General features: G+C 70.0%; 24 protein-coding genes. 3 read left to right on the forward strand and 21 right to left on the reverse strand.

The genetic code is table 11. The annotated features are described in order from the left end of the window. Nucleotides 1-423 precede the first annotated feature (423 nt). Complete coding sequence (gene tyrS / locus BUR99_RS14250) at nt 424-1,725, reverse strand: tyrosine--tRNA ligase (RefSeq protein WP_074261073.1); 1,302 nt, start codon at nt 1,723-1,725, stop codon at nt 424-426. A 107-nt stretch (nt 1,726-1,832) separates the two neighbouring features. Between tyrS and BUR99_RS14255 the strand changes: the two genes are divergently transcribed. Then, nucleotides 1,833-2,438 carry a hypothetical protein gene (locus BUR99_RS14255; RefSeq protein ID WP_074261074.1) on the forward strand — a complete coding sequence of 202 codons (606 nt, stop codon included), beginning with the start codon at nt 1,833-1,835 and terminating at the stop codon, nt 2,436-2,438. Further along, nucleotides 2,435-3,040 (forward strand): hypothetical protein, encoded by a 606-nt coding sequence (locus BUR99_RS14260; RefSeq protein ID WP_074261075.1) that lies wholly within the window; start codon nt 2,435-2,437, stop codon nt 3,038-3,040. Before BUR99_RS14255 ends, BUR99_RS14260 begins: the two co-directional genes overlap by 4 nt. Before the next feature lie 79 nt (nt 3,041-3,119). On the opposite strand, the gene BUR99_RS14265 is transcribed toward BUR99_RS14260, so the two are convergent. The 18 genes from BUR99_RS14265 to infC all read right to left on the reverse strand — a co-directional run bounded on the left by BUR99_RS14265 (nt 3,120) and on the right by infC (nt 20,497). Further along, nucleotides 3,120-3,734, reverse strand: coding sequence for a DNA-3-methyladenine glycosylase (locus BUR99_RS14265; RefSeq protein WP_074261580.1), 615 nt, complete (start codon nt 3,732-3,734; stop codon nt 3,120-3,122). Further along, nucleotides 3,734-5,230, reverse strand: coding sequence for an argininosuccinate lyase (gene argH, locus BUR99_RS14270; protein ID WP_074261076.1), 1,497 nt, complete (start codon nt 5,228-5,230; stop codon nt 3,734-3,736). The genes BUR99_RS14265 and argH overlap by 1 nt, the downstream gene beginning before the upstream one ends. Further along, nucleotides 5,230-6,159 (reverse strand): ornithine carbamoyltransferase, encoded by a 930-nt coding sequence (argF, locus tag BUR99_RS14275; protein WP_074261077.1) that lies wholly within the window; start codon nt 6,157-6,159, stop codon nt 5,230-5,232. Before argF ends, argH begins: the two co-directional genes overlap by 1 nt. A gap of 35 nt (nt 6,160-6,194) precedes the next feature. Then, entirely contained in the window at nt 6,195-7,382 is a 1,188-nt protein-coding gene (locus BUR99_RS14280; RefSeq protein WP_074261078.1) for an acetylornithine transaminase, read from the reverse strand. Next, complete coding sequence (gene argB, locus BUR99_RS14285) at nt 7,379-8,281, reverse strand: acetylglutamate kinase (protein ID WP_074261079.1); 903 nt, start codon at nt 8,279-8,281, stop codon at nt 7,379-7,381. The genes BUR99_RS14280 and argB overlap by 4 nt, the downstream gene beginning before the upstream one ends. A gap of 2 nt (nt 8,282-8,283) precedes the next feature. Then, on the reverse strand, nt 8,284-9,435 hold the full coding sequence (gene argJ / locus BUR99_RS14290; RefSeq protein ID WP_074261080.1) for a bifunctional glutamate N-acetyltransferase/amino-acid acetyltransferase ArgJ: 1,152 nt from the start codon (nt 9,433-9,435) through the stop codon (nt 8,284-8,286). Continuing rightward, on the reverse strand, nt 9,432-10,475 hold the full coding sequence (gene argC / locus BUR99_RS14295) for an N-acetyl-gamma-glutamyl-phosphate reductase (protein WP_074261081.1): 1,044 nt from the start codon (nt 10,473-10,475) through the stop codon (nt 9,432-9,434). Before argC ends, argJ begins: the two co-directional genes overlap by 4 nt. A gap of 216 nt (nt 10,476-10,691) precedes the next feature. Continuing rightward, entirely contained in the window at nt 10,692-11,297 is a 606-nt protein-coding gene (locus BUR99_RS14300; RefSeq protein WP_074261082.1) for a uridine kinase family protein, read from the reverse strand. Then, entirely contained in the window at nt 11,294-13,819 is a 2,526-nt protein-coding gene (pheT, locus tag BUR99_RS14305) for a phenylalanine--tRNA ligase subunit beta (protein WP_074261083.1), read from the reverse strand. The genes BUR99_RS14300 and pheT overlap by 4 nt, the downstream gene beginning before the upstream one ends. 3 nt (nt 13,820-13,822) lie before the next feature. Continuing rightward, nucleotides 13,823-14,863, reverse strand: coding sequence for a phenylalanine--tRNA ligase subunit alpha (gene pheS / locus BUR99_RS14310; RefSeq protein ID WP_074261084.1), 1,041 nt, complete (start codon nt 14,861-14,863; stop codon nt 13,823-13,825). A gap of 24 nt (nt 14,864-14,887) precedes the next feature. Beyond that, on the reverse strand, nt 14,888-15,811 hold the full coding sequence (locus tag BUR99_RS14315; protein ID WP_074261085.1) for an amino acid ABC transporter permease: 924 nt from the start codon (nt 15,809-15,811) through the stop codon (nt 14,888-14,890). Continuing rightward, nucleotides 15,808-16,455, reverse strand: coding sequence for an amino acid ABC transporter permease (locus BUR99_RS14320; protein ID WP_074261086.1), 648 nt, complete (start codon nt 16,453-16,455; stop codon nt 15,808-15,810). Before BUR99_RS14320 ends, BUR99_RS14315 begins: the two co-directional genes overlap by 4 nt. 67 nt (nt 16,456-16,522) lie before the next feature. Then, on the reverse strand, nt 16,523-17,383 hold the full coding sequence (locus tag BUR99_RS14325) for a glutamate ABC transporter substrate-binding protein (protein ID WP_074261087.1): 861 nt from the start codon (nt 17,381-17,383) through the stop codon (nt 16,523-16,525). Nucleotides 17,384-17,439: 56 nt separating this feature from the next. Continuing rightward, nucleotides 17,440-18,228, reverse strand: coding sequence for an amino acid ABC transporter ATP-binding protein (locus BUR99_RS14330; protein WP_074261088.1), 789 nt, complete (start codon nt 18,226-18,228; stop codon nt 17,440-17,442). A gap of 56 nt (nt 18,229-18,284) precedes the next feature. After that, nucleotides 18,285-19,097 (reverse strand): TrmH family RNA methyltransferase, encoded by an 813-nt coding sequence (locus BUR99_RS14335; protein WP_074261089.1) that lies wholly within the window; start codon nt 19,095-19,097, stop codon nt 18,285-18,287. A 92-nt stretch (nt 19,098-19,189) separates the two neighbouring features. Beyond that, nucleotides 19,190-19,576, reverse strand: a complete 387-nt coding sequence (gene rplT, locus BUR99_RS14340; protein ID WP_074261090.1) for a 50S ribosomal protein L20 — start codon at nt 19,574-19,576, stop codon at nt 19,190-19,192. A gap of 50 nt (nt 19,577-19,626) precedes the next feature. Further along, entirely contained in the window at nt 19,627-19,821 is a 195-nt protein-coding gene (rpmI, locus tag BUR99_RS14345; protein ID WP_056657888.1) for a 50S ribosomal protein L35, read from the reverse strand. A 55-nt stretch (nt 19,822-19,876) separates the two neighbouring features. Continuing rightward, nucleotides 19,877-20,497, reverse strand: coding sequence for a translation initiation factor IF-3 (gene infC / locus BUR99_RS14350; RefSeq protein ID WP_074261091.1), 621 nt, complete (start codon nt 20,495-20,497; stop codon nt 19,877-19,879). Nucleotides 20,498-20,759: 262 nt separating this feature from the next. On the opposite strand from infC, the gene BUR99_RS14355 reads away from it, so the two are divergent. Beyond that, a complete protein-coding gene (locus BUR99_RS14355) occupies nt 20,760-21,110 on the forward strand; it encodes a DUF1844 domain-containing protein (RefSeq protein WP_074261092.1) in 351 nt (116 codons plus the stop codon). 22 nt (nt 21,111-21,132) lie between these two features. On the opposite strand, the gene BUR99_RS14360 is transcribed toward BUR99_RS14355, so the two are convergent. Then, the gene (locus BUR99_RS14360) at nt 21,133-21,909 is read right to left on the reverse strand and encodes a DNA-formamidopyrimidine glycosylase family protein (protein WP_074261093.1); all 777 of its coding nucleotides are present in this window, start codon (nt 21,907-21,909) and stop codon (nt 21,133-21,135) included. Then, nucleotides 21,896-26,431, reverse strand: a complete 4,536-nt coding sequence (locus tag BUR99_RS14365) for an ATP-dependent helicase (protein ID WP_074261094.1) — start codon at nt 26,429-26,431, stop codon at nt 21,896-21,898. Before BUR99_RS14365 ends, BUR99_RS14360 begins: the two co-directional genes overlap by 14 nt. Nucleotides 26,432-26,451 lie beyond the last annotated feature (20 nt).

Here is a 26,451-nt window from a genome sequence, read left to right on the forward strand (position 1 = left end):
AATCCTCCCCCCACCAAACGATGGGGTCGGGGTTCAATAATTTGGCATTGAACATAGTGCACGCTGTTGAGTTCTCAAGGAACGGACGCACCCGACACACCAACCCGAAACAGGCCGCACACCGGAGCTCTTCGTTCTCATCCGGCCATCCCACCAGGGACGCATCCGAACGCTTCAAACACAAGAAGACGAAACAACTTGGTTTGGGATCTTCGTGCCAACTTGAGGAGGAGAACCAGACGCTTTCCAGCAGTCCCGCTCTTCCGCTCCTGTGGGGCAACGAGTGATAACAATACGCGGAATCCCAACACCCACGCAAATCACACCTGCAACCCGGGCGTGTCGCACCCACAACCCTGCAACGACAAGGGCTCCAGCCCTCACTGAAGTGAGCGACCGGAGCCCTGGAACAACAGCGAACGACTATTCGACGAAGACCCCTGCGAGCGTCTTCTTGCCACGACGCAGCACCGCCAGCCCGCCGGCCGCGACGCGCCCATCAAGCGTCGCGGCGTCGTCGTCGATGCGCACGTTGTCGAGCGACACTCCCCCTTGGGCGATTGCGCGTCGGCCCTCGCTCTGGCTCGAGACCAGACCAGTGTCGACAAGAAGCTGCACGATCGAGGCATCCGTCGTCGCCCTGGTGTTCGGAAGCTCACGGAGCGCCGCCTCGAGCGTCGCGCGATCGAGCACAGCGAGATCGCCCTGCCCGAACAGCGCACGCGACGCGTCGATCACGGCCTGCGTGGCATCCGCTCCGTGCACCAGGGTGGTGACCTCGGTCGCGAGCACCTTCTGCGCCTCGCGCTTGAACGGCTCGGTCTCGACGAGCGCCTCGAGCTGCTCGATGCGCTCGCGACTCAGGAACGTGAAGATCTTCAGTCGCGAGATCACGTCGGCATCGTCGGTGTTGAGCCAGAACTGGTAGAACGCGTACGGGCTGCACATCGAGGCATCCAGCCAGATCGCGTTGCCCTCGCTCTTGCCGAACTTCGTGCCGTCGGAGTTCGTGACGAGCGGGGTGCCGATCGCGTGCACGCTCGCGCCCTCGACGCGGTGGATGAGATCGGTGCCGCTCGTGAGGTTGCCCCACTGGTCGCTGCCGCCCGTCTGCAGCACGCAGCCGTACTGGCGGTAGAGCTCGAGGTAGTCGAAGCCCTGCAGGATCTGGTAGCTGAACTCGGTGTAGCTGATGCCGGCGTCGGAGTTCAGGCGCGAGGCCACCGCGTCCTTCTTCAGCATCGTGCCGACGCGGTAGTGCTTGCCGATCTCACGCAGGAAGTCGATGGCGGAGAGTCCGCCCGTCCAGTCGAGGTTGTTGACGAGCCGAACCGCGTTCTCCCCCTCGCCCGAGAGGAACCGCGAGACCTGGCCCTGCAGGTATCCGACCCACTCCGCGACGGTCTCCTTGGTGTTCAGCGTGCGCTCGGCCGTGGGCCGGGGGTCGCCGATCAGGCCGGTCGAGCCGCCGACCAGGCCGAGCGGCTTGTGCCCGGCGAGCTGGATGCGGCGCATGGTGAGCAACTGCACGAGGTTGCCGAGGTGCAGGCTCGGCGCAGTGGGGTCGAACCCGCAGTAATACGTGATCGGCTCGCCCGCGAGAAGCTCTTTCAGCGCAGCCTGGTCGGTCGACACGTGCACGAGGCCGCGCCAGACGAGCTCCTCCCAGACGTCTGCGAAGGAGGCGTCGTTCTGCTGGGTACTGAGGATCACTGGGTCTGACACTCCGTCAGGGTATCAGCGCGCGGATTAGGTCCCATCTCTAACCGGTTCTTGATTAATGTTGTATGCTTATTCGAGCGCAGATGAAGGCTACACACTGAAGGAGCCCGATGATCGTCGTCACCGCAGACCAGGTCTCCAGTCGGACGCAGGCCGATCTCGCCGGAGCCGAGCGCGACCGGATCCAGCGCGCGCACGGCGAGCGGCTGCTGCTGCCGGTCGCGCGGAACGCCGGCGACGAGATCCAGCTGATCACCCGTGATGCGCGCACCGTCGTCGAGGTCGTGTTCGAACTCACCCGCAACGGCGCCTGGAGCGTCGGCATCGGCTGCGGCGACGTGCGGGAGCCGCTTCCGGCCGACATCCGGGAGGCGAGCGGCGACGCGTTCTTCGCCGCCCGCGACGCGGTCGAGCGCGCGAAGAAGAGTTCGCCCCGACTCGCGATCGAGGCGGCGCACGACGACGCCGAGCATGTGGAGGCGCTGTTCAAGCTCGCCCTCCTCCTCCGCGAGCGCCGGTCCGACCAGGGCTGGGAGGTCTACGACCGCATCGTCGCCGGCGCCATGCAGACCGAGATCGCCGATGAGCTCGGTGTGAGCGCCCCGGCGATCAGCTCGCGCATGAAGTCGGCAAACATCCGTGCAGAGCTCGACGCCGTGCCGGCGCTCGCTAGGCTGCTCGAGAACCTCGACAGCTCGACGGGAGCCCGCGCATGATCCACTTCGACGTCATCGCCGATGTCATCACCTGGTCGGCCCTGGTGATCTCGCTGGTCGCTGCGGCGGCACTCTCGGTGCTCGCCTACCTGCGCCCGCGCCGCGCGTACATCTGGTTCGCAGCGGGCTCGCTCGGCGTGGCACTGCTCGCAGCGGCATCGGCGAGCGGCCCCGCGCAGTTCGGCCTCGCCCCGCTCGTCACCGTGCTCGGCCTCACCGTCGCCGTCTTCGGCGGCAGTCCGGCTGCGTCGACGGCGCTCGACCTCGCGATGGGCGGCACCGTCGCACCCGGTCTCCACGGCGGCATCATCGTCGCCGAGAAGCGTTCGGCCGACGAAGAACACCGCGGCGTGCAATCCGCCGTCAAGCGCGAAGTCCTCCGCGGCGGACTGACGATCGGCGTGCTCGAACGCGTCGCCTCGGCGGGCGCCATCATCGCCGGCTTCCCCGAGGCGCTCGCGATCGTCGTCGCGATCAAGGGCGTGGGCCGCTTCACGGAACTCGAGGCGCCCGAGGCGCGTGAGCGATTCATCATCGGCACCTTCGCGAGCCTCATCTGGGCCTGCGCGGGCGCGCTCGTCGTGCATCTCGCGCTGCGCTGAGCCCCCACCACACGCTGCGACGCACGCTGCGACGCAGTCCATCGCGGGTGCTCCCGCGGATGCCGCGTGGAGATCGCCGTCACTCCGCCGCGAGCTTGTGCCGCCGATACGGCGAAACGCCCTCGTCGCCGGGCAACCAGAACCGCCACGGGTACTGCGAGCCGCCGCCCGCTCCGCCGACGCCGGTGCGCGGGCCGCTCGCGGCGTGCAACGGCGCCGACGGCACCTGCAACATGAACGGTGACCCGAGCAGATCACTTCCCCCCGCATCGAGTGGCACGCCGAGCGCTTTCGCCAGCCGGCCGGGTCCCCGCGCGAGGTCGCGATCGTGCACGCCGGGTCGACGACTCCTCGCCAGGTCGAGTCCGTCGACGACGGTGCCCCCGCGCATGAGCACGCCCGACGAGGATCCTTCGGGACGCGCGACGATGTTCAGGCAGACATGCATGCCGTAGCTGAAGTACGCGTAGAGATGCCCCGGCTCGCCGAACATCACCGCGTTGCGCGGTGTGCGACCGCGGAACGCGTGCGAGCCGGGATCCTCGCCGACACCGCGGTACGCCTCGAGTTCCGACAGCCGGATCGCCACCCGCCCGTCGGGAGCGTCGTACCTCAGCACCGCTCCGAGGAGGAGCGGCGCGAGCACGACGGGGTCCTGTTCGAAGAAGTCCCGACCGGGGGTGACGAGTCCGATCAGCTGCGCGCCTCCGGGAGGCTCGCGACGAGGTGGCGCACGCGGTCGGCGAGGCGGGAGAACTGCTCGGCGACGCGCACGGGGGCGGTACCGCCGATGCCGTCGCGGCTCGCGACCGACCCCTCGACCGTGAGCACCTCGCGCACGTCGGGCGTGAGGTGCGGCGAGATCGCCGCGAGCGCCGCGTCGTCGACGGCGTCGAGCTCGAGCCCGTGCTCCTCGGCATATCGCACCAGCGCACCGGTGATCTCGTGGGCGTCGCGGAACGGCACCCGCCGCTTCACGAGCCACTCCGCGACATCCGTCGCCAGCGAGAAGCCGGCCGGCGCGAGCTCGGCCATGCGCTCGGTGTGGAAGGTGAGGGTCGCGACCATGCCCGTGTACGCGGGCAGCAGCACCTCGAGCGTCTCGACGGAGTCGAAGACCGGCTCCTTGTCCTCCTGCAGGTCGCGGTTGTAGGCGAGCGGCAGGGCCTTCAGCGTCGCGAGCAGACCCGTGAGGTTGCCGATGAGCCGGCCCGACTTGCCGCGCGCGAGCTCGGCGATGTCGGGGTTCTTCTTCTGCGGCATGATCGACGAGCCCGTCGAGTAGCCGTCGTGCAGCGTGACGAAGCCGAACTCGCGTGTGTTCCAGAGGATGATCTCCTCGGCGAAGCGCGAGAGGTCGATGCCGATCATCGCCGTGATGAAGGCGAACTCGGCGACGACGTCGCGGCTCGCGGTCGCGTCGATCGAGTTCTCGGCAGGGCTCGCGAGGCCGAGGTCACGGGCGACGGATGCCGCATCGAGGCCGAGCGTCGAACCTGCGAGGGCTCCCCCGCCGTACGGCGAGACATCCGCTCGCTTCGTCCAGTCGACGAGCCGCTCGAGGTCGCGCGAGAGCGCCCAGGCGTGCGCGAGCAGGTGGTGCGCGAGCAGCACCGGCTGCGCGTGCTGCAGGTGCGTGCGCCCCGGCATGATCGCCGTGCGATGCGCATCGGCCTGCGCGGCGAGCGCGTCGATGAGGTGCACGAGGTCGCGGCCGATCGTCGCGGCGTGGTCCTTCAGGTACAGGCGCACGAGCGTGGCGATCTGGTCGTTGCGGCTGCGCCCGGCGCGGAGCTTGCCGCCGAGCTCGGGACCGACGATCGTGATCAGTGCGGCCTCGAGGGCGCCGTGCACGTCTTCGTCGGCCTCACCGGCGACGATCTCACCCGAGACGACGCGGGCTTCCAGCGTGTCGAGCCCGGCGAGCATGGCGTCGAGCTCGTCGGCCTCGAGGTATCCGGCCGAGGCGAGCGCTCGGGCGTGTGCGCGTGAACCCGCGAGGTCGTAGCCCGCGAGCTGCCAGTCGAAATGCGTCGACTTGGAGAGGCGCTGCAGTTCAGGCGACGGGCCGCTCGCGAATCGAGCGCCCCAGAGCGAGCCCTCATTCGTGCCGTGCGCCTCGGTGGTGTCGCCGGTGGCGGTGGTGCCGTCGGTGGCGGTGGTGCCGTCGGTGCCGTTCACGTCGCCCATCAGGCGTCCTTCCTCGCGAGCAGCCAGACCAGCAGCGCCTTCTGCGCGTGCAGGCGGTTCTCGGCCTCGTCCCAGATGATCGACTGCGGGCCGTCGATGACGTCGGCGCTCACCTCGTAGCCGCGATCGGCGGGCAGGCAGTGCATGAACACCGCATCGGATGCCGCGTGCGACATGAGCTCGGCGTCGACCTGGTAGCCGCCGAAGGTCGCGACGCGATGCGCCTTCTCCTCCTCCTTGCCCATCGACACCCAGGTGTCGGTGACGACGACGTCGGCACCGGTCACGGACTCGCGCGCGTCGGTCACGACGGCGACGGAACCGCCGGTCGTCGCCGCGATGCGCTCGGCGTCGGCGACGACGGATGCCTCGGGGGCGAACTCCGCCGGAGCGGCGATGCGCACGTGCATGCCCGCAGTGGCGCCGGCGAGCAGATACGACTGCGCCATGTTGCTGCGGCCGTCGCCGAGGAAGGTGACCGTGAGGCCGGCGAGGCGGCCCTTGTGCTCGCGGATCGTGAGCAGGTCGGCGAGCAGCTGGCACGGGTGGAAGTCGTCGGAGAGGGCGTTGACGACGGGCACCGTCGTGCCTGCCGCCATCTCTTCGAGGCCGGACTGGGCGTACGTGCGCCAGACGATGGCCGAGACCATTCGCTCGAGCACGCGCGCGGTGTCGGAGGGCGTCTCCTTGCCGCCGAGCTGGCTGTTCGCGGTCGAGATGATGAGCGGCGAGCCGCCCAGGTCGGCGATGCCGACGGCGAAGGAGACGCGCGTGCGCGTCGAGGACTTGTCGAAGATCACGGCGACGGTCTGCGGACCGGCGAGCGGCGTCTGCGACCAGCGGTCGGCCTTGAGCTGCTCGGCGAGGTCGAGGATCTCGGTCTGCTCGGCCTGGGTGAGGTCGTCGTCCCTGAGGAAGTGGCGGGTCATGCGATGCGTCCGTTCGTGGAGAGAGGTCGGTCGGGTCAGTACGGGTGAGCGTCGGCGAGGGCGCGCGCGAAGCGCGCCTCGAACTCGTCGATCTCGGCGTCGCCGATGATGAGCGGCGGCGCGATGCGGATGGTCGTGTCGTTCGCGGCGTTCACGATGAGGCCGTGGCGCATGGCGTGGGCGACGACGTCGCCGGCGACCGGTGCGGTGAGCGCCACGCCGACGAGGAGGCCCCGCCCACGCGTGCCCGCGACCAGCGGCGAACCGATCGCCTCGATGCGCCGGCGCAGCTGCCGGCCGCGCACGGCCGAGTTCTCGACGAGGCCGGCGCGCTCGATCTCGCCGAGCACGGCGTTCGCGACGGCGGTCGCGAGCGGGTTGCCGCCGAACGTCGAGCCGTGGTGGCCCTTCTGGTAGAGCTCGGAGGCGCGACCGAAGGTGATGAGGCCGCCGATCGGGATGCCGCCGCCGATGCCCTTGGCGACCGTGATCGCGTCGGGCGTGATGCCGTCGTGCTGGAAGCCGAACCACTTGCCGGTGCGCCCGGCGCCGGTCTGGATCTCGTCGACGATGAGGAGCGCCCCGTGGCGGAGGGTCAACTCGCGCGCGGCCTCGAGGAAGCCCTCGGGCAGTTCGACGACACCGGCCTCGCCCTGGATCGGTTCGACGAAGACGGCCGCGACCGCGTCGTCGATGGCTGCCTCGAGCGCCGCGATCGTCGCGGGGATGTGCTCCACTCCCCCGGCCATCGGCTCGAACGGCGCCCGCATGTGCGGCTTGCCGGTGAGGGCGAGCGAACCCATCGTGCGTCCGTGGAAGGCGTCGACGAGCGCGATCACGCGGGTTCGCGCTCCGCCCGAGTTGTTGAGCCGGGCGAGCTTGAACGCGGCCTCGTTCGCCTCGGCGCCCGAGTTGCCGAACCAGGCGCGACCCTCGGGGCCGGCGCCGGCGAGGCGGACGAGCCGCTCGGCGAGTTCGAGCGCGGGCTCGGTCGTGAAGTAGTTGGAGACGTGCGCGAGCTTCGACGCCTGCGTCGTGACCGCCTCGACGAACACGGGATGAGCGTGCCCGAGGGAGTTCACCGCGATGCCCGCGAGGAAGTCGAGGTACGTCGTACCCGCGGCATCCGTCACCCAGGCGCCCGAACCGTGCTCGAGCTTCGCGAGCGGCATGCCGATGGAACGCATGATGCGCTGGTCGAACCGCAGCTGCCAGTCGTTCATGCCGCCACCACCTCGGTGCCGATGCCCGACTGCGTGAAGACCTCGAGCAGGATCGAGTGCGGCACCCGACCGTCGATGATCGCAGCCTTCGCGACGCCGCCCTCGACGGCTTCGAGGCAAGCGGTCATCTTCGGGATCATGCCCGACTCGAGGCTCGGCAGCAGTTCGACGAGCGAGGGCACGTCGATGACTGAGACGAGCGAGTCGCGGTTCGGCCAGTCGCGGTAGAGTCCCGCGACGTCGGTGAGGATGACGAGCTTCGCCGCCCCGAGCGCGACCGCGAGTGCTGCGGCGGCCGAGTCGGCGTTCACGTTGAGCGACTGCCCGGTCACGTCGCCGTCGGGGGCGATCGAGGAGACCACGGGGATGCGCTCGGCAGCGAGTTCGGCGAGCACTGCGGCCGGGTCGACCGCGACGACGTCGCCGACGAGCCCGAGGTCGACCTCTTCGCCGTCGACGACCGCACCGCGCCGTCGTCCCGTGAAGAGCCCGGCGTCTTCACCGGAGAGGCCCGAGGCGAGCGGTCCGTGCTCGTTGATGAGCGAGACGAGCTCGCGGTTGACCTGGCCCGAGAGCACCATGCGCACGACGTCCATGGTCTCAGGGGTCGTGACACGGTAGCCGCCGCGGAACTCGCTCGGGATGCCGAGCCGCTCGAGCATCGCCGAGATCTGCGGGCCGCCGCCGTGCACCACGACGGGCTTGATGCCGGCGTAGCGCAGGTAGACCATGTCCTCGGCGAACGCACGCTGCAGCTCGGGGCTCACCATGGCGTTGCCGCCGAACTTCACCACGATCGTCTCGCCGTGGAATCGCTTCAGCCAGGGCAGCGAATCGATGAGCACCTGGGCCTTCGCCGCGGCGTCGTTCGTGTCTTCGGGTTCTGTCTGGTCGCTCATGCTCAACTCGCGTAGGCGCTGTTCTCATGCACGTAGTCGTGCGTGAGGTCGTTGGTGAAGATGGTGGCGGATGCCTCGCCGGCATGCAGCTCGATGAGCACGTGCGTCGCGCGCGGCGTGAGGTCGACCTCGTCTCGAGGGGCGTCGGGGCGTCCGGCGTGGCAGACGCGCACGCCGTTCATCGACACGTCGACGAGGTACGGATCGAACGGCGCGCTCGTGGTGCCGATCGCGGCGAGCACCCGGCCCCAGTTGGGGTCGTTGCCGAAGATTGCCGCCTTGAAGAGGTTGTTGCGGGCGACCGAGCGGCCGACCTCGACTGCGTCGTCTTCGGTCACCGCACCGACGACCTCGATCGCGATGTCGTGGCTCGCGCCCTCGGCGTCGGCCTGGAGCTGCAGGGCGAGGTTGCGGCAGGCCTCGGTGAGGGCCTCGGTGAACTCGCCGAGGTCGGGCGTGACGGCCGACGCGCCGGAGGCGAGCAGCGTCACCTGGTCGTTCGTCGACATGCAGCCGTCGGAGTCGAGCCGGTCGAAGGTCAATCGGGTGGCGGTGCGGAGCGCGGTGTCGAGGTCGCCCGCCGGCAACGCGGCATCCGTCGTCACGACCACCAGCATCGTCGCGAGGCCCGGCGCCAGCATGCCGGCGCCCTTCGCGATGCCGCCGATCGACCAGCCGCCGCCCTCGACGACGACCTGCTTGGGCTTCGTGTCGGTGGTCATGATGGCGCGGGCCGCGTCGTCGCCGCCGTCGGTCGAGAGACGGGCGATGGCCGAGACGACGCCCTCTTCGAGCACCTCGCCGTCGAGCTGGTCGCCGATCAGCCCGGTGGAGCAGACGAGCACGTCGCCTGCCGCGATGCCGAGGCCCGACGCGACGGCCTCGGCCGTGCGGTGCGTGACCTGGAACCCCTCGGGGCCCGTGAAGCAATTGGCGCCGCCGGAGTTCAGCACGATCGCCGAGACGATGCCGTCGGCCGCGACCTGCTTCGACCAGATGATCGGGTTCGCCTGTGCCCGGTTCGAGGTGAACACGACGGCCGCCTCCTGCGCGGGCCCGCGATTCACGACGAGCGCGAGGTCGAGTGCGCCGGAACGCTTGATTCCCGCGGCGATGCCCGCGGCTTCGAATCCCTGCGGATGGGTGACGGTCACGGGGCGACTCCGTTCACGGGGAGTCCGGTCGACTCGGTGAGCCCGAGTGCGATGTTCGCGGACTGGATGGCGGCACCCGCGGTGCCCTTCACGAGGTTGTCGACGGCGGCGACCACGACGACGCGGCCCGAGTTCTCGTCGATCTGGAGGCCGAGGAGCGCCGTGTTCGCACCGAGCACGTCGGCGGTGCGCGGGAACTGGCCCGCGGGCAGCAGCTGCACGAAGCGCTCGCCGGCGTAGGCGTCCTCCCAGGCGGCGCGGACCGTGGCGGCATCCGTTCCGGGCACGATGCGCGCCGTCGAGGTCGCGAGGATGCCGCGCGACATCGGCACGATCACCGGCGTGAACGAGATGGTCGGGTTGCCCCCGCCCGCCCAGCGCAGCGCCTGCTGGATCTCGGGGATGTGACGGTGCACGCCACCCACCGAGTACGGGTTCGCCGAGCCGAGGAGTTCTGAGCCGAGCAGGTGCGCCTTCAGGCTCTTGCCGGCACCGGACGGCCCGACCGCGAGCACCGAGACGATGTCGGCGGCCTCGATGACCCCGGCCCGGACACCCGGTGCGAGCGACAGCGCGACGGTCGAGGCGTTGCAGCCCGGCGCCGCGATGCGCTTCGTCTTCGCGAGGCGGTCGCGCTGCGTACCCGACAGCCGCGGCAGCTCGGGCACGCCGTAGGTCCACGCGCCGTGGAAGTCGCCCCCGTAGAACGCTGCCCAGTCGGCCTTGTTCTCGAGGCGGTGGTCGGCACCGCAGTCGATCACGAGGGTCTCGGCCGGCAGCTGTGCGGCGATCGCACCGGATGCCCCGTGCGGCAGCGCGAGGAACACGATGTCATGACCGGCGAGGTTCTCGGCCGTCGTGTCCTTCAGCGTGAGATGCGTGTAGCTGCGCAGGTGCGGTTGCACCGCGATGAGCGGCTGGCCGGCGTTGGAGTGCGCGGTCACGGTGCGCACGTCGAAATCGGGATGATCGGCGAGGAGGCGAAGGATCTCGCCTCCGGCATAGCCGGACGCGCCGGAAACGGCGACGGTGAACGTCATGGTTCCACCTTAAAGGTCGAAGCGGTCGAGGGATGGCTCCGGCGACACCTGCTGACGGCCTCGTTGCCGCGTGCGGGGTCGCCTAGAGTCGGCGCTCGCCACGACGTCGGCTGCGCACCACGACGACACGCGAGATGCGTGCGGGGACTGCGAACCGAGCGGCGGACATACGACGACCCTATCCGGGGCAGGTCGCGCCGTGCAAAACGAGTGACGTCAGGCGCCGTGGCCGCCCGCGGGCTCGTACCAGAGGTCGGCCCGGCCCCGCGGATCGAAGGCCGCCGCGAAGTCGCGCTCGTTCGGCACCCACACGTCGCGCCAGAGCTCCTCGTGCAGGCGCCCCTCGGCGGCGTCGCGCGCCATGCCGCGTCGGGTCGCCTCGTCGAGGTCGACGTCGACCCAGACGCGCAGGTCGAAGCAACCGTCGAGCTCGGGGTGGAAGATGCCGACGGCGTCGAGCACCAGCACCTCGGCCGGTTCGAGCGTTTCGGGCTCGCCGAGCGAACGCGCCGACCAGTCGAATCGGCGGAACTCCGCTCGGCGACCCGCCAGGAACGGGTCGAGCACCTCTTCGCGGATACGGCGCCTCTCGACCCCGTCCCAGTCCGGTGACCGGTGGTGCGAGCGCGCGGGTTCGAGGAAGTCGTCGCCCCGCAACCGCACGGCGCCGTCGACCTCGCCGACCAGCGCTCGGGCGAGCGTGGACTTGCCCGCGCCGCCGAAGCCGGAGACCCCGACGACGATCCGCCGGCCGGAACGCCGCGCGGCCACCGAATCGATGGCCGCGACGACGTCGCCGACGGATCGCGCGCGCGGGGTCATTCGCGGACGGTCGCCCCGAAGCGGTCGTTCGCGAGCGCCGCACCGGCGAGCTTCGCCTCGCTGGCCTCGGCTGCCGTGAGCGTGCGGTCGTCGGCCCGGAACCGGAGCGCGAACGTCAGGCTCTTCGCTCCGGCGGGCACGCCCTGGCCGCGGTAGTCGTCGACGATCGAGAGCTGCTCGAGCAGCACGCCGGCGCCCTCGCGGATCGCCGCGGCCACCTCGGCCGCTGCCACCTCGACGGGAACGATGAGCGAGAGGTCCTGCGTCGCAGCGGGCATCGTGTCGATCGTGCGCGCTTCGAGGGCGGGCTCGGTCAGCGCGATGACGGCGTCGAGATCGAGCTCGACGACGGCGACCACCCGCGGCAGGTCGGCCTCGGTGGCGAGCACCGGCAGCAGTTCGCCGGCGAAGCCGACGAGGGTGCCGTCGACACGGAGCTCGGCCGTGCGGCCGGGGTGCATCGCCTGGTGCGCACCCTGCGCGACGTCGATGCGCGCACCGGTCGCGAGTTCGACCTGGCGCACGACGTCGAGCGCGTCGGCGATGCCGGCGGGCACGGCGGGTTGCCCCGGCTGCTTCGCCACGACGTCGCCGACGATGAGCGCACCGAGGTGTCGCGGCTGCGGCGGGATGCCGGCGTCGAGTGCGGCGAGCACCTCGTCGCTCGGCTTCTCGTTGCCCACGGGCAGCTCGAGCGAACCGTAGGTGCGCCCCGGCTCGGGCAGGAACACCGTGCCGATCTCGAAGAGGTCGAGGTCGGTGAGGCCTCGCGAGAGGTTGCGTCGCGCGGCGCCGATCAGGCCGGGCACGAGCGAGCGGCGCAGGAACGGCACCGTCTGGTCGAGGGCGTTCGCGATGCGCACGGATGCCACCGGGGCGCCGTCGGCACTGCCGAACACCGCGTTGTCGGCGTCGGAGACGAACGGGAACGAGAGCACCTCGACCGATCCGGCGGCCGCGAGCGTGTCGGCGGTGCGCCGGCGCAGTCGCTGCGAGCGGGTAAGTCCGCGGCCGGGTGGCGCGACGGGCAGCACCGAGGGGATGCGGTCGTAGCCGATCAGGCGGGCGACCTCTTCCGCGAGCTCTTCGCGACCGGTCAGGTCGGGGCGCCATGCCGGCGGCACGACCGAGAATCCGCCGTCGACGGCGGTGATGACGCCGCCGATCTCGGCGAGGGCGTCATGCACCTCGTCTTCGGTGTACTCGACGCCGATGATCGACGAGACGAAGCCCGCGGGCAGGAGGATCGCTGCACGCGCCGGAGCCGTCGAGATCAGGGAGCCGCCCGCGTCGGCGGTGCCGCCGGCGAGGTCGACCATGAGCTGGGCGACGCGTGAGACGGCGGCGGCCGCGATCTCGGGGTCGACCCCGCGCTCGTAGCGCTTCGCCGCCTCGCTCGGCAGCTTGTGACGGCGGGCGGTGCGCGCAATCGACACCGGATCCCAGTTGGCGGCCTCGACGAGCACGTTGCGCGTCTCGTCGCCCATCTCGGTCTCGGCGCCGCCCATGACGCCGCCGAGGCCGATCGGCCCGCGGTCGTCGGTGACGACGAGGTCTTCGACATGGAGCGTGCGCTCCTTGCCGTCGAGGGTGGTGAACTTCTCCCCCGGCGTCGCCCGCCGCACGACGATGCCGCCGCGGAGCTGGTCGAGGTCGTAACCGTGGATCGGCTGGCCGAGCTCGAGCATGACGTAGTTCGTGATGTCGACGAGCAGCGAGATCGAGCGGATGCCGGCGAGCTTCAGCCGCGCGATCATCCACGCCGGCGTCGGCCGGGAGGCGTCGACGTCGCGCACGATGCGCGTGGCGAAGACCGAGGAGCCGATCTTGCCGCGGATCGGCGCCGCGTCGTCGATCACGACGGAGAACGCGTCGTCCGAGACATCCGCAGGCGCCGCCTGCTCGACCGGGTCGCGGAAGCGGGCCCCGGTGGCGTGCGCGTACTCGCGCGCGACGCCGCGGATCGAGAACGCGTAGCCGCGGTCGGGGGTGACGTTGATCTCGATCGCGGCGTCGTCGAGGCCGAGGAGCTTGATCGCGTCGGTGCCGACGGGTGCGTCGATGCCGAGGGTCGAGAGGCGCAGGATGCCGTCGTGGTCTTCGCCGAGGCCGAGCTCGCGCGCCGAGGCGATCATGCCGTCGGAGACGTGTCCGTAGGTCTTGCGGGCGGCGATCGGGAACGGGCCGGGCAGCACGGCGCCCGGCAGCGTCACGACGACCTTGTCGCCGACGAAGAAGTTGCGGGCACCGCAGACGATGCCGTGCACGGCGTCGCCGCCGTCGGCGGCGGTCTCACCGTCGGGCGCGACGCGCACCTGGCACCAGCGGATGGTCTTGCCGTTGGACTGCGGCTCCTCGACGAACTCGAGCACCTCGCCCACGACGATCGGGCCCTCGAGGTCGAACGTGTGCACGTCCTCCTCTTCGAGGCCGACCTTGACCAGTGCGGCGTGCACGTCTTCGGGCGTCGTGCCCGGCACGAGCTCGACGTACTCGGCGAGCCAACTCAGTGGAACTCGCATGTTCTAGACCACCATTCCGAACTGCTGGGAGAAGCGGATGTCTCCCTCGACCATTTCGCGCATGTCCTGCACGTCGTTGCGGAGCATGAGCCCCCGTTCGATGCCCATGCCGAACGCGAACCCGGTATAGACCTCGGGGTCGATTCCGGCCGCCTTCAGCACGTTGGGGTGCATCATGCCGCAGCCGCCCCACTCGATCCAGCGCGCGCCGCCCTTGAAGGTCGGGTGCCAGAAGTCGAGCTCGGCCGACGGCTCGGTGAAGGGGAAGAAGCTCGGGCGCAGCCGGATCTTCGCCTCGTCGCCGAAGATCGACTTCACGAAGTGGTCGAGGGTGCCTTTGAGGTGCGCCATCGTGAGGCCCTTGTCGACGGCGACGCCCTCGAACTGCATGAAGACGGGCAGGTGCGTGGCGTCGAACTCGTCGGTGCGGTACACGCGTCCGGGAGCGAGCACGTAGAGCGGCAGCTCGCGCTCGAGCATCGAGCGGATCTGCACGGGACTCGTGTGCGTGCGCAGCACGAGGTGCGACTCGGGCGGGTCGACGAAGAAGGTGTCCTGCATGGCACGCGCAGGGTGGTCGGCGTCGAAGTTCAGCGCGTCGAAGTTGAACCACTCGCTCTCGACCTCGGGCCCCTCGGCGACCTCCCAGCCCATGCCGGTGAAGACGTCGCACACGCGGTCTTGCAGCAGTGAGAGCGGATGCCGCGCGCCGGCCCGGTACCGCGAGGCGAGCGCCGTGACGTCCACCGTCTCGGCCGCGAGCTGCTCGGCGGCCTCGGCCTCGAGGATCTCGGCCTCGCGGGCGGTGAACGCCTGGTTCACACGGCCGCGCGCGCCGCCGACGAGCTTGCCGAGTGCGGCCTTCTGCTCGTTCGGGACGTTGCGGAGTTCTGCGTTCAGGAGCGCGAGGGCGGACTTGTCGCCGGTGTGCTCGGTGCGGACCTGCTTCAGCGCGGCGGAGTCGCCGGCCGACGCGATGGCCGCGAGGGCTGCGTCGACCGCCGTCTGGACGGCGCTCTCGGTGATTTCACGGGGCTCGGACACGAGAGTCGAGTCTAGTCGTGATGATTAGCGCGGGCTGTTGTCTTCGGACTTGCGCGCTGCGGCCGTCGCCTCGGCCATGAGGATCGCCTGGTTCGGATTGTCAGGGTCGAGCCTCGCGCCGCTCGACTTCGACGCCGTGCGCTTGGAGAGCCAGCGTGCGAACCACGACAGCGAGAGGTTCATGATCAGGTAGAGCACGAGCGTCACGACGAACAGCGAGAACAGGTACCGGTTGCCGTAGAAGCTGGCGAGGTAGTTCATGTTGACGCGCAGCAGTTCGGTGTATCCGACGATGAACCCGAGCGAGGTGTCCTTCAGGAGCACCACGAGCTGGGCGACGATGATCGGCAGCATCTGGCGGAACGCCTGCGGGAACTCCACGAGCATCTTCGACTGCAGCGGCCGCATGCCGAGGCTGAGGCCGGCTTCGCGCTGCCCGCGGGGAAGCGCGGCGAGGCCGGCACGCAGTGCCTCGCCGATGATGGCGCCGTTGTAGAGGCTGAGCGCGATGACCACGGCCCAGAACGAACCGGTGTCGAGCACGAGCAGGATGAACAGCATCATGAGCAGCACCGGCATGCCGCGCAGGAACTCGAGCACGACCGAGGTGGGCACGCGGATCCAGGCATGCTCGGAGCTGCGCAGCAACGAGAACAGCACGCCGATCGCGATTGCGAAGACCGCCGCCGTGAGGGCCGCCCGCAGGGTGCCGAGCACGCCGTCGAAGATGATGAACTGCCAGACCTCGGGGTCGGCGAAGATGTTCCAGCGGCTCGCGTCGAAGAAGCCGGGCAGGATGATGCCGCCGCTCTCGCGGGGTTGCGCGAGGGTCCAGACCATCCAGGCGAGACCGCCGACGATCACGACACCCGTGACGATCGACGAGATCAGCGAAGCACGACGAGCCTTCGGACCGGGAGCGTCGAAGAGGACCGATGAGTGGCTCATCGCTGCACCACCCACTTGCGTTCGAGACGGCCGGCCAGGATGCCGAGCGGCACCGTCACCAGGAGATAGAGGGTCGCAGCGGCCAGCAGGATCGCGATGACCGCGTCGCCGTTCGCGTTCGCGATCTCGCGGGTCGCGGCGAAGAGTTCGAAGACGAAGAAGCCGCCGGCGACCGAGGTGTTCTTCGTCAGGGCGATGAAGACATTGATGAGCGGCGGGATCGTCATGCGGAACGCCTGCGGCATCACCACGAGACTGACCGTCTGCGTGAAGCCGAGCCCGACGCTGCGTGCGGCCTCGGCCTGCCCGAGCGGCACGCCGTTGATGCCCGAGCGGAGGGCTTCGGCCACGAACGGCGAGGTGTAGACGGCGAGACCGATCATCGCCGCGGTCACGTAGTCGAGGCGCGAGCCGAGGTACGGCAGGATGATCGCGCAGAAGAGGAGCACGAGCGTGAGCGGAGTGTTGCGCACGAGCTCCGTGTAGACCGTCGCGAAAGCCCGCAGCGACCCGATCGGAGAGATGCGCATCGCCGCGACGATCGTGCCGAGGATGAGGGCCGCGACGCCGCTCACCACGAGCAGCAGCAGGGTCATCCTGAAGCCCTCGAGGTAAATCGGCAGGTTCTCGATGACGGCGTCCACGCGTCTCCGTTCCGGTCAGTGGGGGTGGGACGAGTCCCGGGCGGTCTCCGCCCGGGACTCGTTCCGATCAGTAGCGGTCGACAGCCGGCGGGTCGACGTACGGCAGCACGGCTCCGGCGGTGGAGTTCCACGCCTCCTCGTAGCGACCGTCTTCGTAGGCCTCTTCGAGCACGTCGTTGATCCACATGCGGAAGTCGGTGTCGTCGAGCGCGAGGCCGATGCCGTAGGGCTCTTCGGTGAAGGGCTCGCCGACGACCTTGAACTCGCCCTCGTTCTGGGCCGCGAGGCCGGCGAGGATCACGTTGTCGGTCGACACCGCGACGACCTGGCCGCTGCGGAGCGGCTCGAGGCAGTTGCTGTACGTGTCGGTCTCGATGACCTCGGCGCCGAGCTCCTTCAGGTTGGCCGCAGGCGTGGAGCCGGTGACCGAGCACACGGGCTGGCCGACGAGATCTTCTTCGCTCGTGATGTCGTCGTTGTCGGCGAGCACGAGGATCGACTGACCGGCCATGTAGTACGGACCGGCGAAGGAGACGACCTCCTTGCGCTTGTCGTTGATCGTGTACGTCGCGACCACGATGTCGACGTCGCCGTTCTCGATGAACGGTTCACGGTTCGCCGAGACCGCCTCGGTCCAGGTGATGTTCTCCTCGTCGATGCCGAGTTCGCTCGCGATGATCTTCGCGATCTCGACGTCGAAGCCCTCGGGGTCGCCCGACGGCCCCTTCAGGCCGAAGAGCGGCTGGTCGAACTTCGTGCCGACGGTGATCTTGCCGGCCTCGGAGAGCTTCGCCATGGTGGTTCCGGCTTCGAAGGTGGGCGCCGGTTCAGCCGAGGGCTCCTCCGTTCCGCCGTCGCCGGCGCAGCCGGCCAGCGCGAGCGCCGACACTGCTGCCGCCGCGACGAGTGCCATTCTCATGCGTTTCATGTCTCTGCCTCTTCTCCTGTGTGATGGTTCCTCGCCGACCGCGTCGGCGCAGGTCTCTAGTGCTCGAGGATCTTCGAGAGGAAGTCCTTCGCACGGTCGGACTGCGGGTTGTCGAAGAACTCGGCGGGCGTCGCCTCTTCGACGATCTTCCCGTCGGCCATGAACAGCACCCGGTCGGCGGCCTTCCGGGCGAAGCCCATCTCGTGCGTGACGACGATCATGGTCATGCCGTCTTTGGCCAGGCCGATCATCACGTCGAGCACCTCGTTGATCATCTCGGGGTCGAGCGCGCTCGTCGGCTCGTCCATGAGGATGAGTTTGGGGTTCATCGCGAGCGAACGCGCGATGGCGACGCGCTGCTGCTGACCGCCCGAGAGCTGGGCCGGGAGCTTCTTCGCCTGGTTCGCGACGCCGACGCGCTCGAGCAGCTCCATCGCCTTCGCCTCGGCGTCTTTGCGCGACATCCGCTTGACCCTGATCGGCGCGAGCGTCACGTTCTCGAGCACCGTCTTGTGCGCGAAGAGGTTGAACGACTGGAACACCATGCCGACGTCGGCACGCAGCTTCGCGAGCGCGGCACCCTCTTCGGGCAGCGCCACGCCGTCGATGGCGATCGAGCCCGAGTCGATGGTCTCGAGGCGGTTGATCGCACGGCAGAGCGTCGACTTGCCCGAACCGCTCGGACCGATGACGACGACGACCTCGCCGCGGTTCACGACGGTGTTGATGTCGTTGAGCACGTGCAGCTCGCCGTAGTGCTTGTCGACGTGGTCGATGACCACGAGCGGCTCACCGCGACGCACCGAGATGTTCGAGGTCGGCGGGGCAGGCTGCGTTGGCTCCATACCCCCAAAGTTAGGGCCAGCGACGGCCCAGCGACACGGAGTGCGGCAGTGGTTACCTAACCGTGATCAGCGGTGCGCTGCGCGAAGGCGCTCTCGTACAGGCAGACGGATGCCGCGGTCGCGAGGTTCATCGACTCGGCGTGCCCGTAGATCGGCACGGTGACCACGCGATCGGCGAGCTCGAGCTGTTCGTCGGGCAGGCCTCTGGCCTCGTTGCCGAACACCCAGGCGGTCGGCCCGGCGAGCACCCCGTCGTTGCGGGCGGAGAGCAGGTCGTCGCCCTTCACATCGGCGGCGAGCACCGTGAGGCCCGCGGCCCGTGCCCGCACGAGTACGTCGGCGAGTTCGGCGCCGATGGCGACGGGCAGGTGGAAGATCGACCCCGTCGAGGAGCGGACGACCTTCGGGTTGTAGAGGTCGACCGTGCGCCCCGTGAAGATGACGGCGTCGGCGCCCGCAGCGTCGGCCGCGCGCACGATCGTGCCGGCGTTGCCCGGATCGCGCACCTCTTCGAGAATGGCGACGAGCTTCGGCTTGGCCGCGAAGACGTCTTTCACCGCGGTCGGGAACTGGCGGCAGACGGCCACGAACCCCTGCGGCGTCACGGTGTCGGCCATCGAGTCGAGCACCTCTTCGGTGACGAACTCGATCTCGACCTCCGCCGAGGCCGCGGCCTCGGCGAGTTCGGGGTAGCGCTCGAGCGCGGTCGGCGTGGCGAACAGCTCGATGACGAGTTCGGACCGGAAGGTCAGCGCCTCGGCCACCGCCTGGGGGCCTTCGAGCAGGAACATGCCGCTCTCGACACGTGCGGCCTTGCGGGCGAGCTTCGCCACTGCGCGCACGCGGGGCGATCGGGGATTCTCGAGCATGCCTTGATTCTATTGGGGGAACGCGGAACGGCCCGGCACTCCCTGCTGGTGCAGCAGAGGGTGCCGGGCCGTTCGAAGGCTGAAGTCGCTGCTTACGCGGCGGTCTTCGGAGCCGAGGTGTCGGCCGGGAGTGCCTTCTTGGCCGACTCGACCAGTGCGGCGAACGTCGCGGGCTCGTTGACCGCGAGGTCGGCGAGGATGCGACGGTCGACGCCGATGCCTGCAAGGCCGAGGCCCTGGATCAGGCGGTTGTACGTGAGGCCGTTCGCACGCGACGCGGCGTTGATGCGCTGGATCCAGAGGCGACGGAAGTCGCCCTTCTTCTGGCGGCGGTCGCGGTACGCGTAGACGAGGGAGTGGGTGACCTGCTCCTTGGCCTTGCGGTAGAGACGCGAACGCTGGCCGCGGTAACCACTGGCGCGCTCGAGAATGACCCGGCGCTTCTTGTGGGCGTTGACCGCCCGCTTCACTCTTGCCATGACTCTGTTTCTTCCTTAATGGGCCTGAATCGGCTGTGTATGCTGCCGGCTCAGTGGCCGAGAAGCTTCTTGATGACCTTGGCGTCGGGGGCCGACACGACCTTGTCCTGGTTCAGACGGGCCTTGCGCTTCGAGGACTTGACCTCGAGGTTGTGGCGCATACCGGCCTGCTGCTTCTTGATCTTGCCGCTGCCGGTGATCTTGAAGCGCTTCTTGGACCCGGAGTGGGTCTTCTGCTTCGGCATCTCGTATTTCTCCTTGGTTCTGCCGTCACGCGAGTGACGGACGGGGATGTTTGGCTCAGCCCTCGATGGGCTCGGCCGTCTGCGCGTCGTCGTCGGCCGGGGCATCCGCCGCCGGCCGCGCCTTCGCTGCAGCACGCTGTGCATTGGCTTCGGCCTTGGCCTCGGCCTTGTTCTTGAGTGGCCCGATGACCATGACCATGTTGCGGCCATCGATCGTGGGGTTGTGCTCGACGGTGCCGTACTCGGCCACGTCTTCGGCGAAGCGCTGGAGCAGGCGGACGCCCATCTCGGGGCGCGACTGCTCGCGACCGCGGAAGAGGATCATCGCCTTGACCTTGTCGCCGGCCTTCAGGAAGCCGATGGCGCGCTTCATCTTGGTCTCGTAGTCGTGCTTGTCGATCTTGAGACGGAACCGCACCTCTTTGAGGATGGTGTTCGCCTGGTTGCGCCGGGCCTCTTTCGCCTTCTGCGCAGCCTCGTACTTGAACTTGCCGTAGTCCATGATCTTCGCGACCGGCGGCTTCGAGTTCGGAGCGACCTCGACGAGATCGAGGTCGGCCTCCTGCGCGAGCCGCAGGGCCACCTCGATCTTCACGACGCCGACCTGCTCTCCGGCAGGCCCCACGAGTCGAACCTCGGGGACGCGGATACGGTCGTTTGTACGGGGATCGCTGATGCGTGTTCTCCTCTACTCAAGCTGTTTCGCTCGGTCGGGAGGCGGTTGCCGCCCGACGACGAAAGGAGAAATTCGCGCATGCGTGCACGGATTTCCACCGTACTTTTCATGCGGCACCCTACCTACTCCCCCGTCTTGCGACGTGGGAGCGGAGTGCAATGACCCGGTAACCTTGATGAAGCGGTATGCGCGGGTGGGAGAATCTCCACTTTCGTACCGGGGTGAAGCCCCGGAGCCCGAAGTAGTCTAGCAGAGGAAATCCGTGAACAGTAGTTCAGACGAGACCACGGTCGAGGGCGCCACCCGCGACATCGCCGAGGTCCCCGCAGTCGAGATCATCACGACCGCCGCCGTGCACCTCATGAGCGCCGCCGCCGTGAAGGTCGGGCTGGCCGAAGACCCCGAAGAGCAGATCGACCTCGACGAGGCGCGAAAGCTCATCAACGCCCTCGCCGGGCTCATCACGGCCGGCGCCCCCGAGATCAGCGACATGCACGCGCGCTCGCTGCGCGACGGCCTGCGTTCGCTGCAACTCGCGTTCCGCGAGGCATCCGTCATCCCCGACCCGATCGGCAAGGGCCCCGGCGAGAAGTGGACCGGCCCGGTCAGCTGAGCCCGGCCGGGCTGACGGCGCGCTAACGCTGGCAGTTCGGGCACCACCAGGTTTCGCGCAGCTCGACGGCGTTCCGCCCGAGGCGGCCGTGCTCGATGAGCGTGCCGCAACGACGGCACGCCTCGCCGCCGCGGCCGTGGACCCAGAGTTGTCGGCCCCGATGCGTGTCGCCGGTGGTCGTGCGCACTGCACGATCGCGGTTGGCACGGATGACGCGGCTCGCGAGCGCGACCACGGGTGCGAGTTCGACCTCGCCGACCGGCCGGGCCGGCAGGATGCCCCGGAGGAAGCACACCTCGTTGACGTAGACGTTGCCGAGCCCGGCGAGATTGCGCTGCTCGGCGAGGGCGACCGCGATCGGCGTCTCGGGCGAGCTCGCGAGCCGGCGCACGGCCTCTTCGGCGTCCCAGTCGGGGCCGAGGAGGTCGGGGCCGAGGTGGGCGAGCCGTTCCGCCTCTTCGGCCGCGCCGAACAGTTCGAGGGTGCCGAGGTCGAAACCGACCGCCGAGGCATCCGGAACCTCGATGATCGCGCGCGCCTGCCAGGCAGGCCGTCGCCACGGCTGACCGTGGCGGAACACCCGCCACTCCCCCTCCATCTTCAGGTGCGAGTGCACGACGACCCCGCCGATGCGCATCAGGAGGTGCTTGCCTCGGCTCACGACGGAGTGCACCGGCTCGCCCGCCAGGTCCACCTCGGCGAGCGCGGGGACGCGGAAGTCGGAGCGGGTCACGCTGCGGCCGGCGAGTGCCGTGTCGAGCTGGCGGGCCGCCCGGTAGACGGTGTCACCCTCTGGCATCGAAGCGCAGCCCTCTCGGGGTCTCCCGGAATCCGGCGGCGCGCAGCGGCAGGTCGAGCACGGACCCGAACACCGCGCCGCCGTTCACCGTCTCCACCCGGAGCCGCTCGGTACGGCCCCGGATGAGCGCTGCGGCGAGTGCCGCGGTCGCCGCGGCCAGCGCCGTCGCGTCGTCGGTGAAGACCAGGGTCGTGCGTCCGCCGCGTTCGAGATAGAGCACCGCCTCGCCGTCGACGACGGCGACGAAGGCGCCGGCCTTGCGCCCCGGACGATGCGCGGTGTCACCCGGCAGCTCGGGCCAGTCGAGGGCTGCGCCGAACGGATTGGCCGGATCGGTGGCCGCGAGCGCGACCGCCTCGCCCTTCGGCGCCGCGCGGAGGCGGTCGACGGCGGCGCCCGTCGCGAACTGCGCCCCGCCCTGACCGTCGATGAAGTAGCCCCGACGCACCCGCCCGGAGTCCTCGAAGCCCGAGAGCGTGCGATACGCGAGTGCGAACCCGCCGACGTGCGCCTCGGCCATGACCGAGCCGCGCGTGACGATGCCGTACCGCTCGAGCAGGGCCTCGCCGAGGGCATGCGCCCGCGGTGTGGCAGCACTGCTCGCGAGCGGCAGCACCGACCAGCGCCCGGCGGCCCTCGGCGGGTTGGCCCGGGCAGCGGCCGTGCGCCCGGCCTGCACGGTGGCCGCGAGCGAGCGTCGTGAGAGCGAACCCGCCCGGAGCCGGGCCCGAGGGGTCGGGGCCGCGGTCTTGTGCGCTCCTCCCCCTGCCAGCAGGCCGCGCACCGGGGCGAAGGTGTCGTTGGTCACGAGCCCGGCCCAGACGAGACGCCAGAGCGCGTCGGCGAGTGCGCGGTCGTCTTCGGAGCCGACGGCCTCGGCCAACTGCCGGAAGAAGAATCCTCCGCCGCCGCCGAGCACCGCGATGAGCTCGGTCTCGAGTGGGTCGAGTGGTGCGGCCGCGGGTGCAGGCAGCGTGAGCTCGGCCGTCTCGGCGAGGTGCAGGCTGATCCACCCGTCGTCGCCGCCGAGCGACCCGGTGCCGGCCCAGAGCACCTCGCCCGATGCGGTCAGCTCGTCGAGCATGCCCGGCCGGTAGTCGGCGACCCTGGCCGGCAGCACGTACGCCTCCCACGCCGAGGCGGGGATGCGCGCGCCCTCGAGCTGCTCGATCACCGCGGCGACGCCGTCGACACCGCTGAGCTTGCCGCCCACGTGCTGCCAGGCCGGCAGGAACCGCGCGAACTCGCGGGGCTCGACCGGTTCGACCTCGTTGCGCAGCACCGCGAGCGAGCGTCGACGGATGCGCCGGAGCACCCCGCTGTCGCACCATTCCATGCCCGACCCGTGCGGCAGGAACTCGCCCTCGACGACGCGGCGCTCCCCGCCGAGCCTCGCGAGCGCAGCGGATGCCACGGCCTGGCCGATGCCGAAGCGTGCGGCCAGCGCCGGCACGGTGAACGGGCCGTGCGTGCGGGCGTAGCGGGCGACGAGATCGCCGAGCGGGTCGCGCACCCCCTCGCCGAACACCTCGGGCAGCCCCGGCGGGATCGGCACCCCGAGCGCATCGCGCAGCCTGCTGACGTCTTCGACGGCGACGAACCACGACTGGCCGGCGAAGCTCACCGGTGCCGCCCGACGTGCCGCGACGAGTGCGGCGAGCGCCGCTGCGGCATCCGTCTCGTCGTCGACCCTCGCCGCCACCTCGTCGGCCGTGAGCGGGCCCAGGTCGCCCAGCAGGTCCGCGACGCCCTCCTCGCCTCGCGCGAGGCGCTCGGGGTGGACGCGCTGGAGCATGCGCTCGACCTCGTCGACCACCTCGGGGTCGAGCAGCTCTCGCAGCTCGACCGTGCCGAGCAGTTCGGCGAGCAGCGCCGGGTCGAGCGAGAGCGCCGCCGCCCGTCGCTCGGCGAGCGGGGCGTCGCCCTCGTACATGAACGCACCCACGTACCCGAAGAGCAGGCTCGACGCGAAGGGGCTCGGCGACTCGGTCGTCACGTCGACGAATCGGAGTTCGCGGCGCTCGATGCGCTCGGCGAGACGGGTGAGGGCCGGCAGGTCGTACACGTCTTGCAGGCACTCGCGCACCGCTTCGAGCACGATCGGGAACTCGGGGAAGTCGCGCGCGACCTCGAGCAGTTGCGATGCCCGCTGCCGCTGCTGCCAGAGCGGGGATCGCTTGCCCGGGTTCGACCGCGGCAGGATGAGCGCTCGAGCCGCGCACTCGCGGAACCGCGCTGCGAACAGCGCCGAACCGCCGACATTCGCCGTGACGAGCTCGGTGAGCTCGGCGGGCTCGAACGCGAAGAGCTCGGCGCCGGGCGGATCGTCGCCCGTGTCGGGCATGCGCAGCACGATGCCGTCGTCGCTCGCCACGGCATTGGAGTCGACGCCGCTCTGCTCGCGCACTCGCGCGCCGATGGCGAGCGCCCACGGCGCATGCACGCGCATGCCGTAGGGCGAGTGCAGCACGATGCGCCAGTCGCCGAGTTCGTCGCGGAATCGTTCGACCACGAGGTTCGTGGCATCGGGCACGACCCGGGTCGCCGCGCGCTGGTCGTCGATGAACTTCACGAGGTTCGAGGCGGCGCGCTCGTCGAGGCCGGCAGCACGGCTGCGAGCGAGGGCGTCGGATGCCGGTGCGCCCGAGAGCTCGGCGATGAACCCGCCGATCGCCGCCCCGAGCTCGGCCGGGCGGCCGATGCCGTCGCCCTTCCAGAACGGCAGGCGACCCGGCTCGCCGAACGCCGGCGCGACGAGCACCCGGTCGTGCGTGATCTCTTGAATGCGCCAGCTCGTGGCGCCGAGGGCGAAGACGTCGCCGACCCGCGACTCGTAGACCATCTCTTCGTCGAGCTCGCCGACACGGCGTCCCGGCCCGGCCTCGCCGACCATGAAGACACCGAAGAGGCCACGGTCGGGAATCGTGCCGCCACTCGTGACCGCGAGGCGCTGGGCGCCTCGGCGGCCGACGATGGTGCCGGCGTCGCGGTCCCAGACGATGCGGGCACGGAGCTCGCCGAAGCGGTCGGACGGGTACCGACCCGCGAGCAGGTCGAGCGTGGCGTCGAACGCCGATCGCGGCAGTGCGGCATACGGCGCCGCCCGCCGCACGAGCTCGAACCACGCCTCCACGTCCCATTCGTCGAGCGCGGTCGCCGCGATCGTCTGCTGTGCCAGCACGTCGAGCGGGTTCGCGGGGATACGGAGCTCTTCGATCGCCCCGCCGATCATGCGCTCTGCGACGACCGCCGAGTGCAGCACGTCGGCGCGGTGCTTCGGGAAGATGAGGCCCTTCGAGACCTCGCCGACCTGGTGACCGGCCCTGCCGAGCCGCTGCAGCCCACTCGCGACCGAGGGCGGCGATTCCACCTGCATGACGAGGTCGACGGCGCCCATGTCGATGCCGAGCTCGAGGCTCGAGGTCGCCACGACGCAGCGGAGCCGCCCCGACTTCAGGTCGTCTTCGACGAGGGCGCGCTCCTCCTTGCTCACCGAGCCGTGATGCGATCGCGCGATCACGGGTGGGGCTCCGGTCGTGATGCCCGAGGCGCCGACCGCCTCTGCCGGCGTTCGTTTCGCCGCCGCCGGCGCGGCCGCCGGCACCGTGAGCGCCTCGATCGGCACCGCGGTGCGCTCGGCCCACAGCTCGTTGAGCCGTGCCGTCAACCGCTCGGCGAGACGCCGGGAGTTCGCGAAGACGATCGTGGAACGGTGGGCGAGCACCTCGTCGAGGATCGCCTCCTCGACGTGCGGCCACACCGTGCCTGCGCCCGTCTCGCCCGCGAGGTCGGAGAGGTCGTCGACTGGCACCGTGACCCGCAGGTCGAACCGCTTGCCCGAGGCCGGCGCAACGATCGTGACCGCTCGGGTGCCGCCGAGGAACCGCGCCACCTCCTCGTGGGGTCGCACCGTCGCCGACAACCCGATGCGCTGCACCGGCGCGGCCGTGAGCTCGTCGAGCCGCTCGAGCGAGAGCGCGAGATGCGAACCGCGCTTCGTGCCGGCGAGCGCGTGGATCTCGTCGATGATCACCGTCTGCACGCCGCGAAGGGTCTCACGCGCCGCGGAGGTCAGCATGAGGAAGAGCGACTCGGGCGTCGTGATGAGGATCTCGGGCGGGTGCGTCACCAGCCGCCGGCGTTCGCCGGGCGGGGTGTCCCCGGAGCGCACCCCGACGGAGACCTCTGGCACCTCCATGCCGTGCGCCGCCGCGGTGCGGGCGATGCCGACGAGCGGCGCCCTGAGGTTGCGTTCGACGTCGACGCCGAGCGCCTTCAGCGGCGAGAGGTAGATGACGCGCGTGCCGGTCGATTCGGCATCGGCCCCCTCGTGGTGCAGCCGGTCGATCGCCCAGAGGAAGGCCGCGAGGGTCTTGCCCGAGCCGGTCGGTGCGACCACGAGCGAGTGCTCGCCGCGCGAGATCGCCTGCCATGCGCCGTTCTGCACGGTGGTGGGCGCGCTGAACGACTCGGTGAACCACGCCTTGGTCGCGGGCGAGAACGCGTCGAGCGCCTCCGTCATGTGTCCATTCAAGCGGATGC

The organism is Agromyces cerinus subsp. cerinus, assembly GCF_900142065.1.
Taxonomy (GTDB): domain Bacteria; phylum Actinomycetota; class Actinomycetes; order Actinomycetales; family Microbacteriaceae; genus Agromyces; species Agromyces cerinus.